Raw genomic sequence first — 21,804 nt, forward strand, 5'->3', positions numbered from 1 at the left:
ACCGGCATCGAAGCGGAGCATTCAAACAGATGGAATTAGAAAATGCCTTCTAATGAGCAAAAGGCTTGGGTTAGAGCATCAGCTTGACGACAGATTCGTTAGGGTCGCGGGTTTTTCCGGCGGCTTTGAGCTCAGCCAGATAATCCTCCCAGAGTGCGTCGTAACGACGCCCCAGTTCGTAGAGGTATTCCCAGGTGAACAGGCCGCTGTCGTGGCCATCGTCAAAGGTCAATTTCAGTGCGTACTGACCGGCCGGTTCTATCTTGGACAGGCCTACGTTGATCTTGCCAAATTGCAGGATAGGTTTGCCGTGGCCCTGGACCTCGGCGGAAGGAGAGTGCACGCGCAGGAACTCGGCGGGCAGGGTGTATTCCTCGCCGGACGCGTACTTGAGCGTCAGGGTTTTCGAGGCTTTGTGCAACTTGATGTCGGTGGGAAGTTGGGTCATGGCCATATGTCCGTCTCTGTGCGGCACCCAATGTGGGAGCGGGCTTGCTCGCGAAAGCGGTGTGACAGTCAACGTTTATGTCGACTGAAACTCCGTCTTCGCGAGCAAGCCCGCTCCCACAGGGTCCGCGATTACCGTAAGTATGGCTTACAGGATATAACGAGACAGGTCTTCGTTCTGCGCCAATTCGCCCAGGTGGTTGTTGACATAGTCGGCGTCGATCAGGATCGCCTTGTCATCGTGGGCGCTGGCCAGGTCGCCGGCGCTGAACGATACTTCTTCGAGCAGGCGCTCGAGGAGGGTGTGCAAGCGACGGGCACCGATGTTTTCGGTTTTTTCGTTGACCTGCCAGGCGATCTCCGCCAGGCGCTTGATACCGTCCGGCTGGAACTCGATGGTCAGGCCTTCGGTTTTCAGCAGCGCGCAGTACTGCTCGGTGAGCGATGCGTGCGGCTCGCTGAGAATGCGCTCGAAGTCTTGTGGAGAAAGTGCTTTGAGTTCTACCCGAATCGGCAGGCGGCCTTGCAGCTCCGGTACCAGGTCGCTCGGCTTGCTCAAGTGGAACGCGCCGGAAGCAATGAACAAGATGTGGTCGGTCTTGACCATGCCCAGTTTGGTGTTCACGGTGCAGCCTTCGATCAGTGGCAGCAGATCGCGTTGTACGCCTTCACGGGACACATCGGCGCCACCGACATTGCCGCGCTTGGCCACCTTGTCGATTTCGTCGATGAACACGATGCCGTGCTGCTCGACCGCTTCCAGCGCCTTGGCTTTCAGCTCTTCGTCGTTGACCAGGCGGCTGGCTTCTTCGTCGCGCACCAGTTTCAGCGCTTCCTTGACCTTGAGCTTGCGGCTCTTGCGTTTGCCCTTGCCCATGTTGGCGAACAGGCTCTGCAACTGGTTGGTCATCTCTTCCATGCCCGGTGGCGCGGAGATATCGACGCCGGACATTTCGGCGACTTCGATCTCGATTTCCTTGTCGTCCAGCTGACCTTCGCGCAGGCGCTTGCGGAACAGCTGACGGGTGTTGGAATCGGTCGTCGGGGCATCGTCGCTGCTGAAACCCATGCGGGCCGGTGGCAACAACGCGTCGAGGATGCGCTCTTCGGCGGCGTCTTCGGCGCGGTGGCGAACCTTGGTGATTTCCTGCTCGCGCAGCAGCTTGATCGCTGCATCGGCCAGGTCGCGAATGATCGACTCGACGTCACGGCCGACATAGCCGACTTCGGTGAACTTGGTCGCTTCGACCTTGATGAACGGCGCATTGGCCAGCTTGGCCAGACGACGGGCGATCTCGGTTTTACCGACACCGGTCGGGCCGATCATCAGGATGTTTTTCGGGGTTACTTCAACGCGCAGCTCTTCAGGCAGCTGCATCCGGCGCCAGCGATTGCGCAGGGCAATGGCGACGGCGCGCTTGGCGTCGTCCTGGCCAATGATATGGCGATTGAGTTCGTGGACGATTTCACGGGGAGTCATGGACATAATATTTGACGGACTTTGAACAAGAGGAGTCGTGGCGCTTGGCCGAAACAGACTTACTCGTCGCCTTTGGCGCAGTCCTGCTCCTCAATGGTCTGGGTGTGGTTGGTGAATACGCAGATGTCGCCGGCGATGCCGAGTGCGGTCTCGACGATTTCCCGGGCGGACAGGTCGGTTTTTTTCAGCAGTGCGCTGGCGGCGGCCTGGGCAAAGGCACCACCGGAGCCCATGGCGATCAGGCCATGTTCAGGTTCGACCACATCGCCATTGCCGGTGATGATCAGGGAGGCGTCTTTGTTGGCGACTGCGAGCATGGCTTCGAGGCGGCTGAGGGTGCGATCGGTGCGCCACTCCTTGGCGAGTTCGACGGCGGCACGAACCAGGTGGCCCTGATGTTTCTCCAGTTGACCCTCGAAACGTTCGAAAAGGGTAAAGGCGTCAGCCGTGGCACCGGCAAAACCGGCAAGGACTTCGCCGTGGTACAGGCGACGGACCTTCTTGGCGTTGCCTTTCATCACGGTATTGCCGAGGGATACCTGGCCGTCGCCGCCCATGACGACTTTGCCGTGGCGGCGGACTGAAACGATGGTGGTCAAGGGAAGAGTCTCCACGCAGCGGGGCGAAAGTGCCTTATCCCGATACATATGGGGGTGGTGGAGAGGATTTCAACTGCGGGGCGGGAGAGGGGACGAGTGGTGTTTGTCAAACGGGGATATGTGGTGTTGGACATGACGCCATCGCCAGCAGGCTGGCTCCCACAGGGGCTGTGCAAAACCTGTGGGAGCCAGCCTGCTGGCGATGAACGATGACGCGGTATTTCTGAAGGGGGTCAGCGGCTCTGGCGTTGTTGTAACAACAGGTTGCTGAAACCGGCACCAGAGAGTTGCTTCTGTGCAGTGGTCAGCTGTTCACGATTGCTGAACGGTCCCACCAATACCCGATACCAGGTCTCGTCCTTGACTGTGCCGGACTCTACCGCCACCGCCTGGCCGAGCAGGATGATCTGCGCGCGTACCTTATCCGCGTCAGATTCCTTGCGGAACGAACCGGCCTGCAGGAAGAACCTGGTCACTGGCGCGGCCTTGGTGACGGGCGGTGCCGGCGGCGGCGTGATCCCCGCCAAAGCAGCCTGAGCGCGGGCTGTGTCGATTTTCGCCGCTTCCGCCGGGGTCACCGGCGTGGTCGGAATGGCAGGCACTTGTGGCGTCGGCAAGGTTTTTTCCGGCACAGCATCCGGCGGCACGATGACTTCCGACTCCGGCAGCAGGGTGTAGAAGTCGTACTTCGGCTTCACCGGTTGCGTCGGGCTCGGCGGGGTCTTGTTGGCTTCGGCGATCTTGGTGGCTTTCTGTTGCTGCTCGACCTTCTCGCGTTTGACCGTGTCGCTGCCCTTGCCCGGTTCCAGCTTCATCAGGAACACGATGAAGGCACCGACTGTCAGGCCGATAGCCATCCACAGCCAACCCGGGATCGGTTGCTTTGCCGGAGCTTGGTAACGGCTGGCGCCACGCTTGGGTGCAGGTTTTTTCTTGGCAGCCAACTTACATACGCTCCAGAGTTTCCAGGCCCAAGAGTTCCAGGCCTTGCTTGAGAGTGCGCCCGGTCAGCGCGGCGAGGCGCAGACGGCTCTGCATTTGTTCCGGAGTGTCGGCGGCGAGGATCGGGCAGTTCTCGTAGAAGCTGGAGAACAGGCCGGCGACGTCGTACAGGTAAGTGCAGAGAATGTGCGGTGTGCCTTTCTCCGACACATTGTTCAGCACTTCGCCGAACTGCGCGAGTTTCGCCGCCAGTTCGTGTTCGTGCGCAGCTTCGAGAACGATCTGGCCCTCGACCTCACTGAAGTCCTTGCCCAGTTTGCGGAATACACCGGCCACACGGGTATAGGCGTACAGCAGGTACGGCGCAGTGTTGCCTTCGAAATTCAGCATCAGGTCGAAGTTGAAGCTGTAGTCGCTGGTGCGGTGCTTGGACAGGTCGGCGTACTTCACCGCGCCGATGCCCACGACCTTGGCGATGTTGCGCAGGTCGGCTTCGGCCAGCTCCGGGTTCTTGTCCTTGACCAGGGTGTAGGCGCGTTCCTGGGCTTCGGTCAGCAGGTCGATCAGCTTCACGGTGCCGCCGTCACGGGTTTTGAACGGACGGCCATCGGCGCCGTTCATGGTGCCGAAGCCCATGTGTTCCATTTCCATCGGGTGCGTCACGAAACCGGCCTTGCGCGCCACGGCGAACACTTGCTGGAAGTGCAGGGCCTGACGCTGGTCGACGAAGTACAGGGCGCGATCGGCCTTGAGTTTGCCGCTACGGTAGCGCACGGCGGCCAGGTCGGTGGTGGCGTAGAGGTAGCCGCCGTCAGCCTTGACGATGATCACCGGCAGCGGATCGCCGTCGGCGTTCTTGAATTCGTCGAGGAACACGCACTGGGCGCCGTTGCTTTCGACCAGCATGCCGGCGGCTTTCAGATCGTTGACCACGTTGATCAGATCGTCGTTGTAAGCGCTTTCGCCCATCACGTCGGCCATGGTCAGCTTGACGTTCAGCAGTTCGTAGATTTTCTGGCAATGGGACAGCGAAATGTCCTTGAACTTGGTCCACAGCGCCAGGCAATCGGCATCGCCGGCCTGCAGCTTGACCACCAGGCCGCGGGCCCGGTCGGCGAACTCTTCGGATTCGTCGAAGCGTTGCTTGGCGGCGCGGTAGAAGTTTTCCAGGTCCGACAACTCGTCGCTGGTGATCGGGTTTTCCTGCAGGTAAGCCATCAGCATGCCGAACTGGGTGCCCCAGTCGCCGACGTGGTTCTGACGGATCACGGTATCGCCGAGGAACTCCAGAACGCGAGCCACGCCATCGCCAATGATGGTCGAGCGCAAGTGACCGACGTGCATCTCTTTGGCCAGGTTCGGTGCCGAGAGGTCAACCACCGTGCGCTGTACCGGGCCGGCCTTGCGTACGCCGATGTGTGCATCGGCGAGGGCGGCGTCCAGGCGGGTGGCCAGGGCCTGGGTGTTCTGGAAGAAGTTCAGGAAGCCCGGACCGGCGATTTCGGTCTTGGTGACGTTTTCGTCGGCCGGCAGCGCGGCGATGATTTTTTCCGCCAGATCGCGCGGCTTCATGCCCGCAGGTTTGGCCAGCATCATGGCGATATTGCTGGCGAAGTCACCGTGGGTCTTGTCGCGGGAGTTCTCCACCTGGATCGCCGGCGACAGGCCTTCAGGCAACACACCTTCGTTGACGAGTTGGGTGATGGCTTGTTGGATCAGCTGGCGAATGGTGTCTTTCATGGTCTTCTCTTTCAACCGCAGGCGCGGCGGGCGCTTCGATGCGCTGGTGGAAAAACTGGGCATTATCCGTTGCCAAGGCGGGCTTGCCAACTATAGCGGGCGGGTTATGGATATGTGGTGACAAATCTGGCCCCTTCGCGAGTAGGCTCGCTCCCCTATTGGAATGCGGACACTTGTGGGAGCGGGCCGGCTCGCGAAGGCGATCTTGAAATCAATACAAATCCACGGGATCGACATCCAAAGACCAGCGCACCGCCCGCCCGCTCGGCATTTGCTCCAGCACCAGCAACCAGCTGGCAAGCAATCGGTGCAAGGGGGAGCGGGCGGTAGCCTGTAACAACAGCTGCGCACGATAGCGCCCGGCCCGGCGCTCCATCGGTGCGGGCACCGGCCCCAGCAGTTCGATTCCGGTCAGTTTCTGTTCGGCCAGCAAGCGTTCGGCCTCGCTGCACGCTTCATCGAGAAAGCCTTCGGCCTGACCCGGTTTGTGTGCTTCGGCCCGCAGTAGCGCCAAGTGCGCGAACGGCGGCAGGCCCGCCGCGCGACGTTCGCTCAAGGCCTGCTCCGCAAATGCGAAATAGCCCTGCTCGGTCAATTGCACCAGCAGTGGGTGGTCGGCCAGGTGCGTCTGGATGATCACTTTGCCCGGTTCCTCGGCCCGACCGGCGCGCCCGGCGACCTGGACGATCAATTGCGCCATGCGCTCACTGGCGCGGAAGTCACCGGAGAACAGCCCGCCATCGGCATCGAGAATCGACACTAGGGTCACCCTTGGAAAGTGGTGGCCCTTGGCGAGCATTTGCGTGCCCACCAGGATGCATGGCTGGCCCTTTTGGATCGTTGCGAACAGTTGATTCATTGCGTCCTTGCGCGACGTGCTGTCCCGGTCGACCCGTAATACGGGGTAGTCCGGGAACAGGATGCCCAAGCGCTCTTCGGCCCGTTCGGTGCCGGCCCCCACCGGGCGCAAATCGACCTTGTTGCACTTTGGGCACTGGCGCGGCACGCGCTCGACGTAGCCGCAATGGTGGCAGCGCAGTTCGCCATAGCGTTGGTGCACGGTCATGCGTGCGTCGCAGCGCTGGCATTCGGACATCCAGCCGCAGTCGTGGCAAAGCAGCGTCGGGGCGAAGCCGCGGCGATTGAGGAATACCAGCACTTGCTGGCCGGCAGCCAGGGTCTGGCCGATGGCTTGTTGCATCGGCCCGGAAATACCACTGTCCAGCGGACGGCTTTTCACATCCAGGCGCAGGAAGCGCGGCTGCTTGGCGCCGCCGGCACGTTCATTCAGGCGTAGCAGGCCGTATCGGCCGGTGTAGGCGTTCTGCAGGCTTTCCAGTGACGGAGTGGCCGATCCGAGCACAATCGGAATGTTTTCTTGCCGGGCACGCACCAGTGCCAAATCCCTGGCGTGATAGCGCAATCCTTCCTGCTGCTTATAAGAGCCGTCGTGCTCTTCATCAATGATGATCAGCCCCGGGTTTTTCATTGGCGTGAATAGCGCCGAGCGGGTGCCGATAATGATGTCGGCCTCACCGTCGCGGGCGGCGAGCCAGGCGTCGAGGCGTTCGCGATCATTCACCGCTGAGTGGATCAGCGCGATGCGCGCATTGAAACGCTGTTCGAAGCGCGCCAGGGTTTGCGGGCCCAGGTTGATTTCCGGAATCAGCACCAGCGCCTGTTTGCCGGCCTCCAGGGTTTCGCGGATCAGCTGCAAATACACTTCGGTCTTGCCGCTGCCGGTGACGCCGGCGAGAAGGAATGCGTGATAACTGTCGAAACCAGCGCGAATCGCCTCACAGGCGGCGCGTTGTTCCGGGTTGAGTGGTAACTCCGGTTGGGCCAGCCAATGCTCGTGGCGGGCGCCGGGGGCGTGCCTGCGGACTTCGACTCGCACCAGGTCCTTGGCCAGCAACAGATCGAGGCTGTCCTTGCTCAGCATCAGTTTGCTCAGCAACTGATGGGCGACACCATGGGGATGTTGGGCCAGTGTTGCCAGGGCTTCACGCTGGCGCGGGGCGCGGGCGATGCGCGGATCATCGAGGCTGGCACCGGGAGCGGCGGACCAGAACCGTTCCTGGCGGGCTTCGGCCAGTTCACCCTGACGCAGCAATACCGGTAGCGCCCAGCTCAGCGTATCGCCGAGGCTGTGCTGGTAATACTGGGCAGTCCACAGGCACAGCTTGAACAGCGTGGGGGGCAGGGGGGGCGTGGCGTCCAGCAGTGCCAATGCCGGTTTGAGTTTCTCTGCTGGCACTTCGCTGGTATCGGTGACTTCTACCAGAATCCCGATCATCTCCCGGCGCCCGAACGGCACCCGCAAGCGCATGCCAGGATGCAACTGGGCGCGCAGGACGCCAGCCGGCGCGCGGTAGTCGAACAGGCGGCGCAGGGGCGAAGGCAGGGCTAGGCGCAATATGGCGTCGGGCACGCGGGGGGTTCTCGATCAGCGGACAAAATAGAAGCAGGGGGCAATCTCATAACCTGTGGGAGTGACCTGCTCGCGAAGAGGGGGTATCAGCCAGCATTTCTGTTGTCTGATGCACCGCTTTCGAGAGCCGGCTCGCTCCCACTGGGGTGGCGCATAGGGTCGGGAGCCTAGCAGACGGTCGGTCTGAGTGACAGCTTGCGTGATCAGGATTGTCTGGTAGAATCCGCGGCCTAATTACGTGCGGTATTCAACAATAGTGTTGGGTGGCGGCACGCTAGCCCGAGGAAGACACCATGAAAGCTGATATCCATCCAGAATACCCAGCAGTTGCTGTTACCTGCAGCTGCGGCAACAAGTTCGAAACCCGTTCGACCTTCGGCAAAGCCCTGGCGATCGACGTTTGCAACGAATGCCACCCGTTCTACACCGGTAAGCAGAAGACTCTGGACACTGGCGGCCGCGTTCAGCGCTTCGCCGACCGTTTCGGTGCTTTCGGCGCGAAAAAGGCCTAAGGCCGATCAACTTGGGAAGCCGTTCGGGTTTTTCCATGCTGATGAAAAAGGCGTCCCTTGCGGGCGCCTTTTTTGTGTCCGCGATTTGGCTATCCGCTGCCCAGGCCTTCTGCCCGGCGCCGGGCGGCCTGACATCCGTCGCGGTGCAGCGGGTGGTGGATGGCGATACGCTGCGCCTGAGCGATGGTCGCAATGTACGCATGATCGGCTTGAATACGCCGGAGTTGGGCAAGCAAGGCCGTTCCGATGAGCCGTTCGCCGTGGCTGCGCGCAAGCGTCTCGAAGCCTTGGTGGCGGCGAGCGACGGGCAAGTCGCTTTACTGCCCGGTAAAGAAAGCAAAGACCGCTATGGTCGGACCCTGGCCCACGTCTACGGTGCCAACGGTGCCAACCTCGAAGCGCAAATGCTCGCCGAAGGCCTCGGTTTTCTGGTGGCGGTCGCTCCCAATGTCGATTTGGTCGGCTGTCAGCAAGCTGCGGAACGCGCTGCCCGCCAAGCCGGGCTAGGTCTGTGGCGTCAATCACCTGTACTGAAAGCGGATCAGATCAGCGCGGCCGGTTTTGCTGTGCTCAGCGGCCGTGTGAGCAAGGTTCAGCGCAATCGTGGCGGCGTTTGGATCGAGTTGCAGGATTCGGTTGTATTGCGCGTTGCACCCAATTTGCTCACTCGCTTCGATGCGGCCTCGCTTGAAAAGCTCGAAGGCAGGCAAATCGAGGCGCGCGGTTGGGTACTGGATCGTTCGCGCCGTGGTGGGCTCAAGGAGGGACAGGCGCGCTGGATGTTGCCGCTGACGGACCCGGCGATGCTTGAATGGGTGCAGCGATAAAAAATTGTAGACATTTTTTGCATTGATTGTGAACAGTCTATCCCTTGTGTTCCGCGGCTCTTGGCCAAAAGTCGTAGGGCAGGGCAGTTGACAGGGGTGACCGGTCAGTCTTGTGGGGATTTTGTGAGGCGCGTATCCTCGCTGACCAGTCTGTCCAACAGTAAAAGCGGAATGCCCACATGTCTGATCTGAAAACTGCCGCTCTCGAATATCACGCCAATCCTCGTCCAGGGAAGCTGAGCGTCGAGCTCACCAAGGCCACCGCTACAGCCCGCGACCTGTCGCTGGCCTACAGCCCCGGCGTAGCCGAACCAGTACGCGAAATCGCCCGCGATCCTGAACTGGCCTACAAATACACCGGCAAAGGCAACCTGGTTGCAGTCATTTCCGATGGCACCGCGATTCTCGGCCTGGGTAACCTCGGCCCACTGGCCTCCAAGCCAGTGATGGAAGGCAAGGGCGTTCTGTTCAAGCGTTTCGCCGGCATTGACGTCTTCGACATCGAAGTCGACTCCGAAAGCCCGCAAGCCTTCATCGACACCGTCAAGCGCATCTCCATCACGTTCGGTGGCATCAACCTGGAAGACATCAAGGCGCCTGAGTGCTTTGAGATCGAACGCGCTCTGATCGAGCAGTGCGACATTCCGGTTTTCCACGATGACCAGCACGGCACCGCAATCGTCACCGCGGCCGGCATGATCAACGCCCTGGAAATCGCCGGCAAAACCCTGCCGGAAGCCAAGATCGTCTGCCTGGGTGCCGGCGCTGCCGCCATCTCCTGCATGAAGTTGCTGGTGAGCATGGGCGCCAACATCGAAAACATCTACATGATCGACCGTACCGGCGTGATCCACTCCGGCCGTGACGATCTGAACCAGTACAAGGCTGTCTTCGCTCACGCGACCGACAAGCGCACCCTGGCTGACGCCTTGCAAGGCGCAGACGTGTTCGTCGGCCTGTCCGGCCCGAACCTGCTGAGCGCTGAAGGCCTGCTGTCGATGGCAGCCAACCCGATCGTGTTTGCTTGCTCGAACCCGGATCCGGAAATCTCCCCGGAACTGGCGCACGCTACCCGTAGCGACGTGATCATGGCCACCGGCCGTTCGGATTACCCGAACCAGGTCAACAACGTACTGGGCTTCCCGTTCATCTTCCGTGGCGCCTTGGACGTTCGCGCCAAGCGCATCAACGAAGAGATGAAGGTGGCTGCAGCCAATGCCTTGCGCGAACTGGCCAAGCTGCCGGTTCCTCAGGAAGTGTGCGACGCCTACGGCGGCATCAAACTGGAATTCGGTCGTGAGTACATCATTCCGAAGCCAATGGATGCCCGTCTGATCACCCTGATCTCCGACGCAGTGGCCAAGGCTGCGATCGAGACCGGTGTGGCAACCCTGCCGTATCCGAAGAACTACCCGCTCAAAAGCGTGGATGACGTGTTCAACGGCTAAGTCGTTGTAGTGCTTCAACCGAAAGCCCCGGTTCGTATTGAGTCGGGGTTTTTTTGTGCTTGAAGATTTGCGCTGGATGGAAGGGCCTCTTCGCGGGCAAGCCCGCTCCCACAGGTATCTCTGTTGCTTAATAGAAATTCAGCACGCTGATATTCATTGTGGGAGCGGGCTTGCCCGCGAAGAGCCCGGTCATTCACTGCAAAACTGGCAGGCAGTAAAAAGCCCTGCGACTCTCTCGAGGGCAGGGCTTTTTTGACTCCGATCAGAACAAATCGATCGGCGCCGCTTCGTCCGCTGGCAGCGGGCTGCCTGGTGCATTGCCATTGCCCAGTTCATTCACCGACGGTGGCGTGTCTTCGGCCTTGAACAGTTCGAAATACGCCCCTGGCGTGCCTGGAGTCGCCGCACGGCCGCTGATCGGGTCGACCCGCAGGCTCAGGATGCCTTCCGGTTCTGGTTGCGTATGAGGCGGCAGGTCTTTGAGCGCGGCGCCCATGTAGTTCATCCAGATTGGCAGCGCGACTGTTCCGCCGAATTCCTTGCGGCCCAGGCTTTCGGGCTGGTCGAAACCGGTCCAGACCGTGGTTACATAATCGGCGTTGTAGCCGGAGAACCAGGCGTCCTTGGATTCGTTGGTGGTGCCTGTCTTGCCGGCAATGTCGCTGCGGCCAAGGGCCAGGGCGCGGCGGCCGGTGCCGAGTTTGATCACATCCTCGAGCATGCTGTTGAGAATGTAGGTGGTGCGGCCGTCGACGATGCGCTCAGCCACCGCTGGAGCCTGAGGCGCCGGTTGGGCGGTCAGGGTTTCACCTGGCGTGGCATTGACCGTAAAGGCTTCAGCGACTGGCGCAGCAATACCATCGCTGGCGACACCACCCTTCGGAACGCTCGGCGGATTAGCGACAAACAGCGTATCGCCATTGCGGCTTTCGACCTTGTCGATGATGTACGGGGTGATCTTGTAGCCGCCGTTGGCGAAGGTGCTCCAGCCGGTGGCGATTTCCATCGGGGTCAGGGTGGCGGTGCCGAGGGCCAGGGACAGGTTGCGCGGCAAGTCCTGTTTGTTGAAACCGAACTTGCTGATGTAGTCGATGGTGCGGTCGACGCCCAGTGCTTGCAGCAGGCGGATCGACACCAGGTTGCGCGACTTGTACAACGCTTCGCGCAGACGGATCGGGCCGAGGAAGGTGTTGGTGTCGTTTTTCGGGCGCCAGACCTTGTCCAGATACTCATCGACGAACACGATCGGTGCGTCGTTCACCAGGCTGGCGGCGGTATAGCCGTTATCCAGCGCGGCGCTGTAGACGAATGGCTTGAAACTCGAACCCGGCTGGCGCTTGGCCTGCAATGCGCGGTTGTAGTTGCTCTGCTCGAAGGCAAAACCGCCGACCAGCGCGCGGATCGCACCGTTCTGTGGGTCGAGGGATACCAGCGCGCCTTGGGCTTGGGGGATCTGGCTGAACTTCAACGAGTTGTCCGGCTGGCGCTGAACGCGAATCAGGTCGCCGACCTGGGCTACATCCGACGGCTGCTTCGGATTGGGTCCCATGCTGTTGGTGTTCAGGAATGGGCGAGCCCACTTCATGGTGTCCCAGTTCACATGCTCGCTGCCGGTTCGAGTCAGAACCTGCAGGCCGTTCTTGTCGACCTGGGTGACGATGGCCGGCTCAAGGCTGCTGATGGTGCGCTGCTTGGTCAGTTCGGTGGCCCACGCCTCGCGGGTCTTGCCCGGCAGGCGTGATTCAGGGCCGCGATAGCCATGACGCTGATCATAGGTCATCAGGCCTTCATGGAGGGCGGTGTTGGCCATTTCCTGAAGGTTGCTCGGCACCGTGGTGGTGACGCGGAAGCCTTCGGTGTACGCGTCGCTGCCATAGCGGCCGACCATTTCGGCGCGAGCCATCTCGGCGATGTAAGGGGCGTTCACTTCCGGTGTCGGCACGTGGTAGCTGGCGTTCAGCGGTTCGTTGATCGCGGCGGTGTAATCGGCTTCGGTGATTTTTCCGAGCTTGTACATGCGCCCCAGGATCCAGTCACGTCGCTCCTTGCTGCGTGCGGGGTTAGCGAGCGGGTTGAAGCGTGACGGGGCTTTTGGCAGGCCGGCGATCATGGCCATCTGCGCCAGGCTGACGTCACGAATCGACTTGCCATAGTAAACCTGCGCCGCCGCCTCGATGCCGTAGGCGCGGTTGCCCAGATAGATCTTGTTGACGTAAAGCTCGAGGATTTCGTCCTTGGTCAACTGCCGTTCGATCTGCAAGGCCAGGAGGATTTCAGTGGTTTTGCGCGAAAAGCTGCGCTCGCTGGTCAGGAAGAAGTTCTTCGCTACCTGCATGGTGATGGTGCTGCCGCCGGACTGAATGTGACCGCTTTTGACCAGCTGGGTGGCGGCCCGCATCAGGCTGCTGGGGTCGACGCCATAGTGATTGGCGAAATTGTCGTCTTCAGCACTTAGTAACGCATTGATGAAATTGGGGGGAATGTCGGCGAAACGGATGGGAGTACGGCGCATTTCGCCAAACTCTGCGATCAACTTGTTGTCGCTGCTGTAGACCCGCAATGGAATCTGCAACTGGATGCTTCTCAGCGCCTCCACCGACGGCAAACCGGGGCTAAGGTAAAGAAACGCCCCGCTCAGACCCAGAAGCAGTCCGCAGAAAACCGCGACGATGGACCAACCGAAAAATTTCAGCAGACGAATCAAGGCTTTTGGATATCCAGGGCAAAAAATGAATTAGGCATCAGGGTTCAGGCTAAAGGCGAACGACCCGCGCTTGAGAAAAACCGGAAAAAAACGCTGGGCATTATAAGCATTTTTCCACCTCGGGCGTCATTGAAGGCTGTTGTCAAGACGGGTGGATTGAACGCAACACACATTACAGAGTCCGTAACTCACGGATAGTCATAGGGAATTGCGAGTGCCAGGACTCTTCAACAAAAAAGCCAACACGCTTTTGGGTATCGACATCAGTTCCACATCGGTAAAACTTCTTGAGCTGAGCCGTCATGGCGAGCGCTATCGGGTCGAAGCCTATGCGGTCGAACCGCTGCCTGCCAGCGCGGTTGTCGAGAAAAACATCGCCGAACTCGAAGGTGTGGGCCTGGCGCTCTCTCGTGTGCTGATCAAGGCCAGAACCAGTCTCAAGAACGTCGCCGTGGCCGTTGCCGGGTCGGCAGTGATCACCAAGACCATCGAGATGGATGCAGGTCTTTCCGACGACGAGATGGAAAACCAGCTGAAGATCGAGGCCGATCAGTACATCCCTTATCCCTTGGACGAAGTCGCTATCGATTTCGAGGTTCAGGGCGCATCAGCACGCAACCCTGAACGGGTTAGCGTGCTGCTCGCGGCCTGTCGCAAGGAGAACGTAGAAGTCCGTGAAGCGGCGCTGACCCTGGCTGGCCTGACCGCCCGTGTGGTCGACGTGGAGGCCTATGCCCTGGAGCGATCCTTCGGCCTGCTGGTGAATCGATCGGCCATCTCCGAGGGAAGGCTGGTGGCGGTGGTCGACATCGGCGCCACCATGACCACCCTGAGCGTGCTGCTCGGCGGGCGAATCATCTACACCCGGGAGCAATTGTTCGGCGGTCGACAGTTGACCGAAGAGATACAGCGTCGATATGGCCTGACCGTTGAGCAGGCGGGGCTGGCGAAGAAGCAGGGCGGGTTGCCTGACGATTACATCAGTGAGGTGTTGCAGCCGTTTCGCGAAGCATTGGTGCAGCAGGTTTCGCGTTCATTGCAGTTTTTCTTTGCCTCTGGTCAATATCACTCGGTCGACCACATTTTGTTGGCGGGCGGCACGGCGTCTGTCTGCGGACTGGGTCAGTTGATCGAGCAGCAATTGGGCACGCCGACGCAGGTGGCCAATCCGTTTGTCGACATGGCGCTGAGCAGTAAGGTCAATGCTGCAGCATTGGCCAGTGACGCGCCGGCCCTGATGATCGCCTGCGGGCTCGCCCTCAGGAGTTTCGACTGATGGCGCGGATCAATCTTTTACCCTGGCGCGAGGAGCAACGTGAAAGGCGCCGCAAGCGGTTTTTATTGATTCTGGTCGGCGCACTGGCAGGGGCGGTTGGCGCTGTATTGATCGCAAATCAGGCGATCAATGCCGCCATCAATCGGCAGATTGCTCGCAACGATTACATTGGCAAGCAAATCGTCGTGGTCGATGAGCGGATCAAGCAGATCAGTGAACTCAAGATTCGTCGCCAGCAACTGGTCGAGCGCATGCGCATCATCCAGGACTTGCAGGGCAACCGGCCGATCAGTGGGCGAATTTTTGATCAGTTGGCGCGGACCCTGCCTGAAGGGGTCTACTTCACCGAAGTGAAAATGGCTGGCAAGACCTTGTCCATCACCGGTGCGGCAGAATCCAATAACCGTGTTTCCGACCTGATGCGCAATCTGGATGCCTCCGACTGGTTCGACGCGCCCAGCCTGACGGAAGTAAAGGCAACCACCGCCGGCCAACTGGACCAGGCCAATGTTTTCCGGTTGACCGTTCGTCAGACTCAGCCTGCAGCCCTGGAGGACGGAAAATGAGTCTGTCCGACTGGTTCGAAGGCTTGCGCAAGATCGACATCAACGATCTGGACACTAACAACATCGGTTCCTGGCCGCCCGCGATCAAGGTCTTAGTGGGCGCACTGCTCATGGTTCTGGTATTGGCAGTCGGTTACAGCTTATCCACGAGCGGGCTTGAGAGTCAGCTCCATCTCAAGCGCGAGGAAGAATCGACCCTCAAGGAGCAATTTGCCACCAAGGCCCATATGGCGGCGAATCTGGAGCTTTACACCCAGCAGATGAAGGAGATGGAGAACGCCTTTGGCGTGCTGCTGCGGCAACTGCCCAGTGACACCGAAGTGCCCGGCCTGCTTGAAGACATCACCCGTACCGGCTTGGGCAGCGGCCTGGAGTTTGAAGAGATCAAACTATTGCCGGAAGTCACCCAGCCGTTCTACATCGAACTGCCTATCCAGATTACCGTCACCGGCGCCTATCACGACCTGGCCACTTTCGTCAGCGGTGTAGCCGGCCTGCCGCGTATCGTCACTCTGCATGATTTCGACCTGGCGCCGGCAAATCCCGACGGCGGGCCGAAGCTGCGCATGAGCGTCCTGGCCAAGACTTATCGCTATAACGACAAGGGGCTGCACCCATGAGCCCGATTCGTGTCTTTTCCATGGTCGTGGCCTTGGTCGTCCTGGCCGGTTGTGGTGGCAGCGATGACGTCAGTGATCTCGATGCTTACATGAACGATAGGCGCCTGCAGGCGCCGGGCAAGATTGAACCAACGCCGACATTCCTGTCTTACCCCTCATTCACTTACAACGCCGCCAACCTGCGCAGCCCGTTTTCCCGGCAAGTCAGAATCGACCTGGCCGGGCAGGGACAAGGCTCGCGCAACGTCAAGCCCGACCCCGATCGGGTCAGGCAATACCTCGAAGGTTTCAACATCGAGCAGTTTGAAATGGTCGGCACGATCTCCAATGCAACAGGCTCCTTTGCGCTGCTGCGCGGGGCCGGCGGGGTGCATCGGCTGAAAGTCGGAGATTATCTGGGGCGCAACGATGGTCGGATTGTCGCCATCAGCGCCTCACAAGTCGATGTGGTCGAAATCGTCCCCGACGGCGAAGGCGCCTGGCTGGAAAGGCCGCGGACCATTCCTTTGAAAGAACATACATAGTGGAACTCGAATGATGAGCAGGATTTTCTCCACCCTCGGAGTGTCGCTATGGATAGCGCTGCTGTCGCCGATGGTACAAGCGGTCAACCTCAAGGCCGTGGATGTCGCCTCGCTGCCTGGGGACCGAGTCGAGTTAAAGCTGGTGTTCGATGAACAACCTCCGATACCCCATGGCTATACGACGGAGTCCCCTGCGCGGATCGCGCTGGACTTGCCCGGTGTCGTCAGTCAGCTGGCGAACAAAACGCGCGAGCTGGGCAGTGGCAATGCCCGAAGTGCGACAGTGGCCGAAGCCAAGGATCGCACGCGACTGATCATCAATCTGACCCAGTTGACCCCTTACAACACACGGGTCGAAGGCAACAACCTGTTTGTGATGGTGGGCCAGGGTGCCAAAAGTACACCGCCCAGGCCACCAGCCGCGGCGGCCCCGGCGCGTGGGCTTGCGTCGACGACGAAGGCCATCCGCGCAGTGGATTTTCAGCGCGGCACCCAGGGCGAAGGCAATGTGGTGATCGATTTGTCGGACCCATCCATTGCGCCAGACATACAGGAACGTGATGGCAAGATCGTCCTGAGTTTCGCCAGGACCCGATTGCCCGAGCCACTGCGCGTTCGCCTGGACGTCAAGGATTTCGCCACGCCGGTGCAGTTCGTCGATGCCGGCGCCACAGGTGAGAGGGCCACGATCACGATCGAAGCCGGCGGTGCCTTCGACTATTCGACCTATCAGACCGACAACAAGCTGACTGTCAGCATTCGCCCGATGGCGGTCGATGAACTGCAAAAGCGCAATGCCGACCGCTACGCCTACAGTGGTGAAAAGCTCTCGCTGAACTTCCAGGACATCGATGTGCGCTCGGTACTGCAACTAATCGCCGACTTCACCAATCTCAATCTGGTGGCCAGTGACACGGTGCAAGGGGGCATCACCCTGCGTTTGCAAAACGTGCCGTGGGATCAGGCGCTGGATCTGGTGTTGAAAACCAAGGGGTTGGACAAGCGCAGGATCGGTAACGTCCTGCTGGTGGCGCCGGCCGATGAAATCGCCGCCCGGGAACGTCAGGAACTGGAGTCGCAGAAGCAGATCGAGGAGTTGGCGCCATTGCGGCGCGAGTTGCTTCAGGTCAATTACGCCAAGGCTGCCGATATCGCCAAGCTGTTCCAGTCGGTGACCAGCGCCGAGGCAAAGGTCGACGAGCGGGGATCGATCACTGTCGATGAGCGGACCAACAACATCATTGCCTACCAGACCCAGGATCGGCTCGATGAACTGCGTCGAATCGTGGCACAACTGGATATCCCGGTACGACAGGTGATGATCGAGGCGCGTATCGTCGAAGCCAACGTCGACTATGACAAGAGTCTCGGCGTGCGCTGGGGCGGTTCGATCCAGAACAAAGGCAACTGGAACACATCCGGCGTCAGTAACGGTGCGAACGGTTCCACAACCATCGGCACGCCGGGAAGCACCAGCACCAATACGCCGTTCGTCGACCTGGGGGCTGCAGGGAATACCTCGGGTATCGGCATCGCGTTCATCACCGATAACGTGTTGCTTGATCTGGAGCTGACGGCGATGGAAAAAACCGGCAACGGCGAAATTGTTTCGCAACCCAAGGTAGTCACCTCGGACAAGGAGACCGCCAAGATCCTCAAGGGCACCGAAATTCCCTATCAGGAAGCCAGTTCCAGCGGCGCTACCTCGGTGTCCTTCAAGGAAGCTTCGCTGTCGCTTGAGGTGACGCCGCAGATCACCCCGGACAACCGGATCATCATGGAGGTCAAGGTCACCAAGGACGAACCGGACTACCTGAACAAGGTGCAGGATGTGCCGCCCATCAAGAAAAACGAGGTCAACGCCAAGGTTCTGGTCAACGATGGCGAGACCATCGTCATTGGTGGCGTTTTCTCAAATACTCAAAGCAAGGTTGTAGATAAGGTGCCATTTCTTGGCGATGTGCCGTATCTTGGCCGCCTTTTCCGGCGTGACGTGGTTTCGGAGAAAAAATCCGAGCTGTTGGTGTTTCTCACACCGCGTATCATGAATAACCAGGCGATTGCTGTGAGTCGTTGATTCTGTGCGAAATTTGATTCTTGTAGGACCGATGGGTGCTGGAAAAAGCACCATCGGCCGGTTGCTGGCCAAAGAGCTGCGCTTGCCATTCAAAGATTCCGATAAGGAAATTGAATTACGCACGGGCGCCAATATCCCATGGATCTTCGACAAGGAAGGCGAGCCGGGCTTTCGTGACCGCGAGCAGGCAATGATTGCCGAACTCTGCGATTACGACGGTGTAGTGCTGGCGACTGGTGGTGGCGCGGTCATGCGCGAAGCCAATCGCCGGGCACTGCATGCCGGCGGACGGGTGGTCTATCTGCATGCGTCCGTCGAGCAGCAGGTCGGACGTACATCCCGTGATCGCAATCGACCCTTGTTGCGCACCGCCGATCCGGCCAAGACCCTTCGGGATCTGCTGGCAATTCGCGATCCGCTTTATCGGGAAATCGCCGATCTGGTGGTGGAAACCGATGAGCGGCCACCGCGAATGGTCGTGCTCGATATTCTCGAACGCTTGCAGCAGCTGCCTCCCCGTTAATGCGTAGCGCGAAATGCGCTATCCTCGGCGTCCTGCCACGACCGCTCAAGGTTGTGGCGAACAGCTACCGAACGGCGTCACACCAGCAGAGGCCGTGGACATTCGTTAACTCAAAGGCAGGATGCCTGATTCCATCTTCACTGTGGGGACACATGCAGACACTCAAGGTCGATCTAGGCGAGCGCAGCTACCCGATTCATATTGGCGAAGGTTTGTTGGATCAGCCCGAGCTGCTGGCCCCGCATATCCGCGGACGGCAAGTAGCCATCATCTCCAACGAAACTGTTGCGCCGCTCTATCTCGAGCGTCTGACTCGCAGCCTCGCGCAGTTCTCAGTGATCTCCGTGGTGCTGCCCGACGGTGAAGCCTTCAAGACCTGGGAAACCCTGCAACTGATTTTCGATGGTCTGCTGACCGCACGGCATGACCGCCGTACCACGGTGATCGCACTCGGTGGCGGTGTGATCGGCGACATGGCCGGCTTTGCGGCTGCCTGCTACCAGCGCGGCGTCGATTTCATCCAGGTCCCGACCACCTTGCTGTCGCAAGTCGACTCTTCGGTGGGTGGCAAGACCGGTATCAATCACCCGCTGGGCAAGAACATGGTTGGCGCTTTCTACCAGCCGAACGTGGTGCTGATCGATACGGCGTCCCTCAAGACCCTGCCGCCCCGCGAGCTGTCCGCGGGCCTGGCCGAAGTCATCAAGTACGGACTGATCTGCGATGAGCCGTTCCTGACCTGGCTCGAAGATAACGTCGATCGGTTGCGCAATCTTGATCAACAAGCACTGACTTATGCCATCGAGCGCTCCTGCGCAGCCAAGGCGGCGGTCGTCGGGGCTGACGAAAAAGAGACCGGGGTGCGAGCCACGCTCAACCTGGGTCATACCTTTGGTCACGCCATCGAAACCCATATGGGTTACGGTGTCTGGCTGCATGGCGAAGCGGTCGCCGCTGGAACCGTGATGGCGTTGGAAATGTCCGCACGTCTGGGCTGGATCAGCGAACATGACCGCGATCGTGGCATTCGCCTGTTCCAGCGCGCCGGCCTGCCGGTCATCCCGCCTGAAGAGATGAACGAAGCCGATTTCCTCGAACACATGGCAATTGATAAAAAAGTGATCGACGGTCGATTGCGCCTGGTGCTGCTGCGCCGCATGGGCGAAGCAGTGGTGACCGACGATTATCCGAAAGAGGTTCTACAGGCCACGCTGGGAGCGGATTACCGCGCCCTGGCTCAGCTTAAAGGTTAATAAGAACACAATGACTAGTTTGCATGCCGACGAGGCTTTCCTTGGCCATTACCAGTTGAGTCATGACCCTTTTGCTCCGCGGGTACCTGGCTTCAAGTTTTTCCCGGCCCAGCGCAAACCGGTGCTGGGGCAGTTGCATCACCTGGCGCGCTACAGTCAGTTGCTGCTGGTAGTCACTGGCCCGCATGGCAGTGGCAAGACCTTGCTGCGTCAGGCCCTGGTGGCCAGCACCAACAAGCAGTCGGTGCAGAGCGTGGTGGTTTCCGCCCGTGGCGCGGGGGATTCGGCTGGCGTACTGCGTCAGGTCGCCCAGGCGCTGGACATTGCCCAGGCCGAGATCGGTGCCATTCTGGATCAGGTGGTGCAGCTCGCTCTCACGGGACAGGAAGTCTATTTGCTGGTGGATGATGCCGAGCAACTCGACGAGTCTGCGCTCGAAGCCTTGATGGCGCTGGCCGCCGGTGCGCCGGAAGGTCGTCCGCATGTGTTTCTGTTCGGCGAGTCGTCGTTCATTGCCCAGCTTGAGGCTTTGCATCTCGAAGAAGAACGCTTCCACGTCATCGAGTTACAGCCTTACACCGAAGAAGAAACCCGCGAATATCTGGAGCAGCGTCTTGAGGGCGCGGGTCGGGGTATCGAACTTTTCACCGCGGATCAGATCTCTGATATTCACGAAAGCTCCGACGGTTGGCCTGGCAACATCAACCAGGTCGCCCGCGATGCAATGATCGAAGCCATGATTGCCAGCCGCTCAGCGGTCAAGCGTCCAAGTATGGGGTTCAATATGCCGAAGAAACACGTATTGGCGATTTCCGCCGTCGTTGTGGTCGCGGTAGCCGCCGCCTGGCTGATGCCGGGTCGCACCAAAACACCGACCGCGGGGGCACCCGCCAACGAGCAGGCGCAATTGCCGCTCGGCCAGGGTTCGTCGAACGGCGGCGCACCTGCCGTCGAATTCGCCGGCAACACGCAACCGATGCCACTGCCGTTGGTCGGTAATTCTCAACCGGTCATGCGTGGCCCGCTCGCCGAAGCCGCCGGTGGCATCACCGAGGGCGACGATGGCGTGCCGGTGGAAGGCTCCAGCGCAACGCCGCCTACCGTGACCACGATCGCGCCACCTGAGGGTGCCCCGGCTGGCCCGGCGCCAACGCCAACGCCAACGCCAACGCCAGTGACCAAACCGGCTCCCGCGCCGACTCAGGTCGCTACCGCCAAGCCGGCGCCGGTTCCTGCTGCCAAGCCTGCTCCTGCACCGGCCAAGCCGGCCGTTGCCGCTGCTGCCAAGCCTGCTGAGAAGCCGGCCACCGCGGCCAAGGCCGCCGGCGGTACCTGGTACGCCGGTCAGGCGCCGGGTAATTACGTGGTACAGATCCTCGGCACCAGCTCCGAGGCGACCGCGCAAAGCTTCGTCAAGGAGCAGGGCGGCGAGTACCGTTATTTCAAGAAAGTCCTCAACGGCAAACCGCTTTACGTCATCACTTACGGTAGCTTCGCCAACCGCGATGCAGCTGTTACCGCCATCAAGGCCTTGCCAGCGAAGGTTCAGGCTGGTAAACCTTGGCCACGCTCTGTCGCCAGTGTCCAACAGGAACTGGCAACAGCTCGCTGAAGATTCGGCGGCCTTACCCAGGTCGCCTCTCTCCCGGCACCTCAAAATTTCTGCAACGCATGCGACCTTCGGGGCGCGTGCGTTGTGGTGTCTGCGTCACAGTAGTCTTTGAGTCGTTGCGGTCAAAATTAAAAAAGTTTTGACTAGCACAGCAGATCGCTTTAAACCTTTCACAAATGCGACATAGATTTGCGACATTTCGTCGTCAAATTTGTGGGGCCAA

19 protein-coding genes are annotated in these 21,804 nt (G+C 60.0%); 12 read left to right on the plus strand and 7 right to left on the minus strand.

The features are described from left to right. Positions 1-70 precede the first annotated feature (70 nt). From AC07ZE_RS02555 to argS, 5 genes are all read right to left on the minus strand, one after another. Entirely contained in the window at positions 71-448 is a 378-nt protein-coding gene (locus tag AC07ZE_RS02555) for a gamma-butyrobetaine hydroxylase family protein (protein ID WP_095192247.1), read from the minus strand. Positions 449-595: 147 nt separating this feature from the next. Continuing rightward, positions 596-1,933: an ATP-dependent protease ATPase subunit HslU gene (hslU, locus tag AC07ZE_RS02560; RefSeq protein WP_207260897.1), complete on the minus strand. Its 1,338-nt coding sequence runs from the start codon at positions 1,931-1,933 to the stop codon at positions 596-598. 53 nt (positions 1,934-1,986) lie between these two features. Then, on the minus strand, positions 1,987-2,526 hold the full coding sequence (gene hslV / locus AC07ZE_RS02565; protein ID WP_207260899.1) for an ATP-dependent protease subunit HslV: 540 nt from the start codon (positions 2,524-2,526) through the stop codon (positions 1,987-1,989). 233 nt (positions 2,527-2,759) lie between these two features. After that, positions 2,760-3,470, minus strand: coding sequence for an SPOR domain-containing protein (locus tag AC07ZE_RS02570; RefSeq protein WP_095192244.1), 711 nt, complete (start codon positions 3,468-3,470; stop codon positions 2,760-2,762). 1 nt (position 3,471) lies between these two features. Further along, positions 3,472-5,208, minus strand: a complete 1,737-nt coding sequence (argS, locus tag AC07ZE_RS02575) for an arginine--tRNA ligase (RefSeq protein WP_095192243.1) — start codon at positions 5,206-5,208, stop codon at positions 3,472-3,474. Between argS and AC07ZE_RS02580 the strand changes: the two genes are divergently transcribed. Next, the gene (locus tag AC07ZE_RS02580) at positions 5,207-5,329 is read left to right on the plus strand and encodes a hypothetical protein (protein ID WP_256660392.1); all 123 of its coding nucleotides are present in this window, start codon (positions 5,207-5,209) and stop codon (positions 5,327-5,329) included. The two genes, argS and AC07ZE_RS02580, sit on opposite strands and share 2 nt — an antisense overlap. A gap of 90 nt (positions 5,330-5,419) precedes the next feature. On the opposite strand, the gene AC07ZE_RS02585 is transcribed toward AC07ZE_RS02580, so the two are convergent. Then, positions 5,420-7,639 (minus strand): primosomal protein N', encoded by a 2,220-nt coding sequence (locus AC07ZE_RS02585; protein WP_207260902.1) that lies wholly within the window; start codon positions 7,637-7,639, stop codon positions 5,420-5,422. Positions 7,640-7,932: 293 nt separating this feature from the next. Between AC07ZE_RS02585 and rpmE the strand changes: the two genes are divergently transcribed. From rpmE to AC07ZE_RS02600, 3 genes are all read left to right on the plus strand, one after another. Then, positions 7,933-8,151 carry a 50S ribosomal protein L31 gene (gene rpmE / locus AC07ZE_RS02590; RefSeq protein ID WP_008047849.1) on the plus strand — a complete coding sequence of 73 codons (219 nt, stop codon included), beginning with the start codon at positions 7,933-7,935 and terminating at the stop codon, positions 8,149-8,151. 35 nt (positions 8,152-8,186) lie between these two features. Further along, positions 8,187-8,978: a thermonuclease family protein gene (locus tag AC07ZE_RS02595; RefSeq protein ID WP_207260904.1), complete on the plus strand. Its 792-nt coding sequence runs from the start codon at positions 8,187-8,189 to the stop codon at positions 8,976-8,978. Between the two features lie 179 nt (positions 8,979-9,157). Then, entirely contained in the window at positions 9,158-10,426 is a 1,269-nt protein-coding gene (locus tag AC07ZE_RS02600; protein WP_095192240.1) for a malic enzyme-like NAD(P)-binding protein, read from the plus strand. A 262-nt stretch (positions 10,427-10,688) separates the two neighbouring features. Here AC07ZE_RS02600 and AC07ZE_RS02605 read toward each other — a convergent pair whose 3' ends face one another. Then, complete coding sequence (locus AC07ZE_RS02605; RefSeq protein WP_404940881.1) at positions 10,689-13,127, minus strand: penicillin-binding protein 1A; 2,439 nt, start codon at positions 13,125-13,127, stop codon at positions 10,689-10,691. A gap of 217 nt (positions 13,128-13,344) precedes the next feature. On the opposite strand from AC07ZE_RS02605, the gene AC07ZE_RS02610 reads away from it, so the two are divergent. The 8 genes from AC07ZE_RS02610 to AC07ZE_RS02645 all read left to right on the plus strand — a co-directional run bounded on the left by AC07ZE_RS02610 (position 13,345) and on the right by AC07ZE_RS02645 (position 21,581). Next, positions 13,345-14,406 carry a pilus assembly protein PilM gene (locus tag AC07ZE_RS02610; RefSeq protein ID WP_207260908.1) on the plus strand — a complete coding sequence of 354 codons (1,062 nt, stop codon included), beginning with the start codon at positions 13,345-13,347 and terminating at the stop codon, positions 14,404-14,406. Continuing rightward, positions 14,406-14,972, plus strand: coding sequence for a PilN domain-containing protein (locus AC07ZE_RS02615; RefSeq protein ID WP_207260910.1), 567 nt, complete (start codon positions 14,406-14,408; stop codon positions 14,970-14,972). Before AC07ZE_RS02610 ends, AC07ZE_RS02615 begins: the two co-directional genes overlap by 1 nt. After that, the gene (gene pilO / locus AC07ZE_RS02620; RefSeq protein ID WP_207260920.1) at positions 14,969-15,592 is read left to right on the plus strand and encodes a type IV pilus inner membrane component PilO; all 624 of its coding nucleotides are present in this window, start codon (positions 14,969-14,971) and stop codon (positions 15,590-15,592) included. The genes AC07ZE_RS02615 and pilO overlap by 4 nt, the downstream gene beginning before the upstream one ends. After that, positions 15,589-16,116, plus strand: a complete 528-nt coding sequence (locus AC07ZE_RS02625; RefSeq protein ID WP_207260923.1) for a pilus assembly protein PilP — start codon at positions 15,589-15,591, stop codon at positions 16,114-16,116. Before pilO ends, AC07ZE_RS02625 begins: the two co-directional genes overlap by 4 nt. A gap of 13 nt (positions 16,117-16,129) precedes the next feature. Then, complete coding sequence (locus AC07ZE_RS02630) at positions 16,130-18,193, plus strand: type IV pilus secretin PilQ (protein ID WP_207267750.1); 2,064 nt, start codon at positions 16,130-16,132, stop codon at positions 18,191-18,193. Between the two features lie 4 nt (positions 18,194-18,197). Continuing rightward, complete coding sequence (aroK, locus tag AC07ZE_RS02635) at positions 18,198-18,716, plus strand: shikimate kinase AroK (RefSeq protein WP_056725695.1); 519 nt, start codon at positions 18,198-18,200, stop codon at positions 18,714-18,716. A 152-nt stretch (positions 18,717-18,868) separates the two neighbouring features. Then, positions 18,869-19,969: a 3-dehydroquinate synthase gene (gene aroB, locus AC07ZE_RS02640; protein WP_207260924.1), complete on the plus strand. Its 1,101-nt coding sequence runs from the start codon at positions 18,869-18,871 to the stop codon at positions 19,967-19,969. 10 nt (positions 19,970-19,979) lie between these two features. Then, a complete protein-coding gene (locus tag AC07ZE_RS02645) occupies positions 19,980-21,581 on the plus strand; it encodes an AAA family ATPase (protein ID WP_207260926.1) in 1,602 nt (533 codons plus the stop codon). Positions 21,582-21,804 lie beyond the last annotated feature (223 nt).

It is taken from the genome of Pseudomonas sp. GW101-3H06 (assembly GCF_059424605.1).

Excerpts from the sequence above, each read along its gene's own strand:
- AC07ZE_RS02555 (WP_095192247.1), bottom strand. The coding sequence starts at position 448 with ATGACCCAACTTCCCACCGACATCAAGTTGCACAAAGCCTCGAAAACC.
- hslU (WP_207260897.1), bottom strand. The coding sequence starts at position 1,933 with ATGTCCATGACTCCCCGTGAAATCGTCCACGAACTCAATCGCCATATC.
- AC07ZE_RS02580 (WP_256660392.1), top strand. The coding sequence starts at position 5,207 with ATGGTCTTCTCTTTCAACCGCAGGCGCGGCGGGCGCTTCGATGCGCTG.
- argS (WP_095192243.1), bottom strand. The coding sequence starts at position 5,208 with ATGAAAGACACCATTCGCCAGCTGATCCAACAAGCCATCACCCAACTC.
- rpmE (WP_008047849.1), top strand. The coding sequence starts at position 7,933 with ATGAAAGCTGATATCCATCCAGAATACCCAGCAGTTGCTGTTACCTGC.
- AC07ZE_RS02595 (WP_207260904.1), top strand. The coding sequence starts at position 8,187 with ATGCTGATGAAAAAGGCGTCCCTTGCGGGCGCCTTTTTTGTGTCCGCG.
- AC07ZE_RS02600 (WP_095192240.1), top strand. The coding sequence starts at position 9,158 with ATGTCTGATCTGAAAACTGCCGCTCTCGAATATCACGCCAATCCTCGT.
- AC07ZE_RS02615 (WP_207260910.1), top strand. The coding sequence starts at position 14,406 with ATGGCGCGGATCAATCTTTTACCCTGGCGCGAGGAGCAACGTGAAAGG.
- pilO (WP_207260920.1), top strand. The coding sequence starts at position 14,969 with ATGAGTCTGTCCGACTGGTTCGAAGGCTTGCGCAAGATCGACATCAAC.
- AC07ZE_RS02625 (WP_207260923.1), top strand. The coding sequence starts at position 15,589 with ATGAGCCCGATTCGTGTCTTTTCCATGGTCGTGGCCTTGGTCGTCCTG.
- AC07ZE_RS02630 (WP_207267750.1), top strand. The coding sequence starts at position 16,130 with ATGAGCAGGATTTTCTCCACCCTCGGAGTGTCGCTATGGATAGCGCTG.
- aroB (WP_207260924.1), top strand. The coding sequence starts at position 18,869 with ATGCAGACACTCAAGGTCGATCTAGGCGAGCGCAGCTACCCGATTCAT.
- AC07ZE_RS02645 (WP_207260926.1), top strand. The coding sequence starts at position 19,980 with ATGACTAGTTTGCATGCCGACGAGGCTTTCCTTGGCCATTACCAGTTG.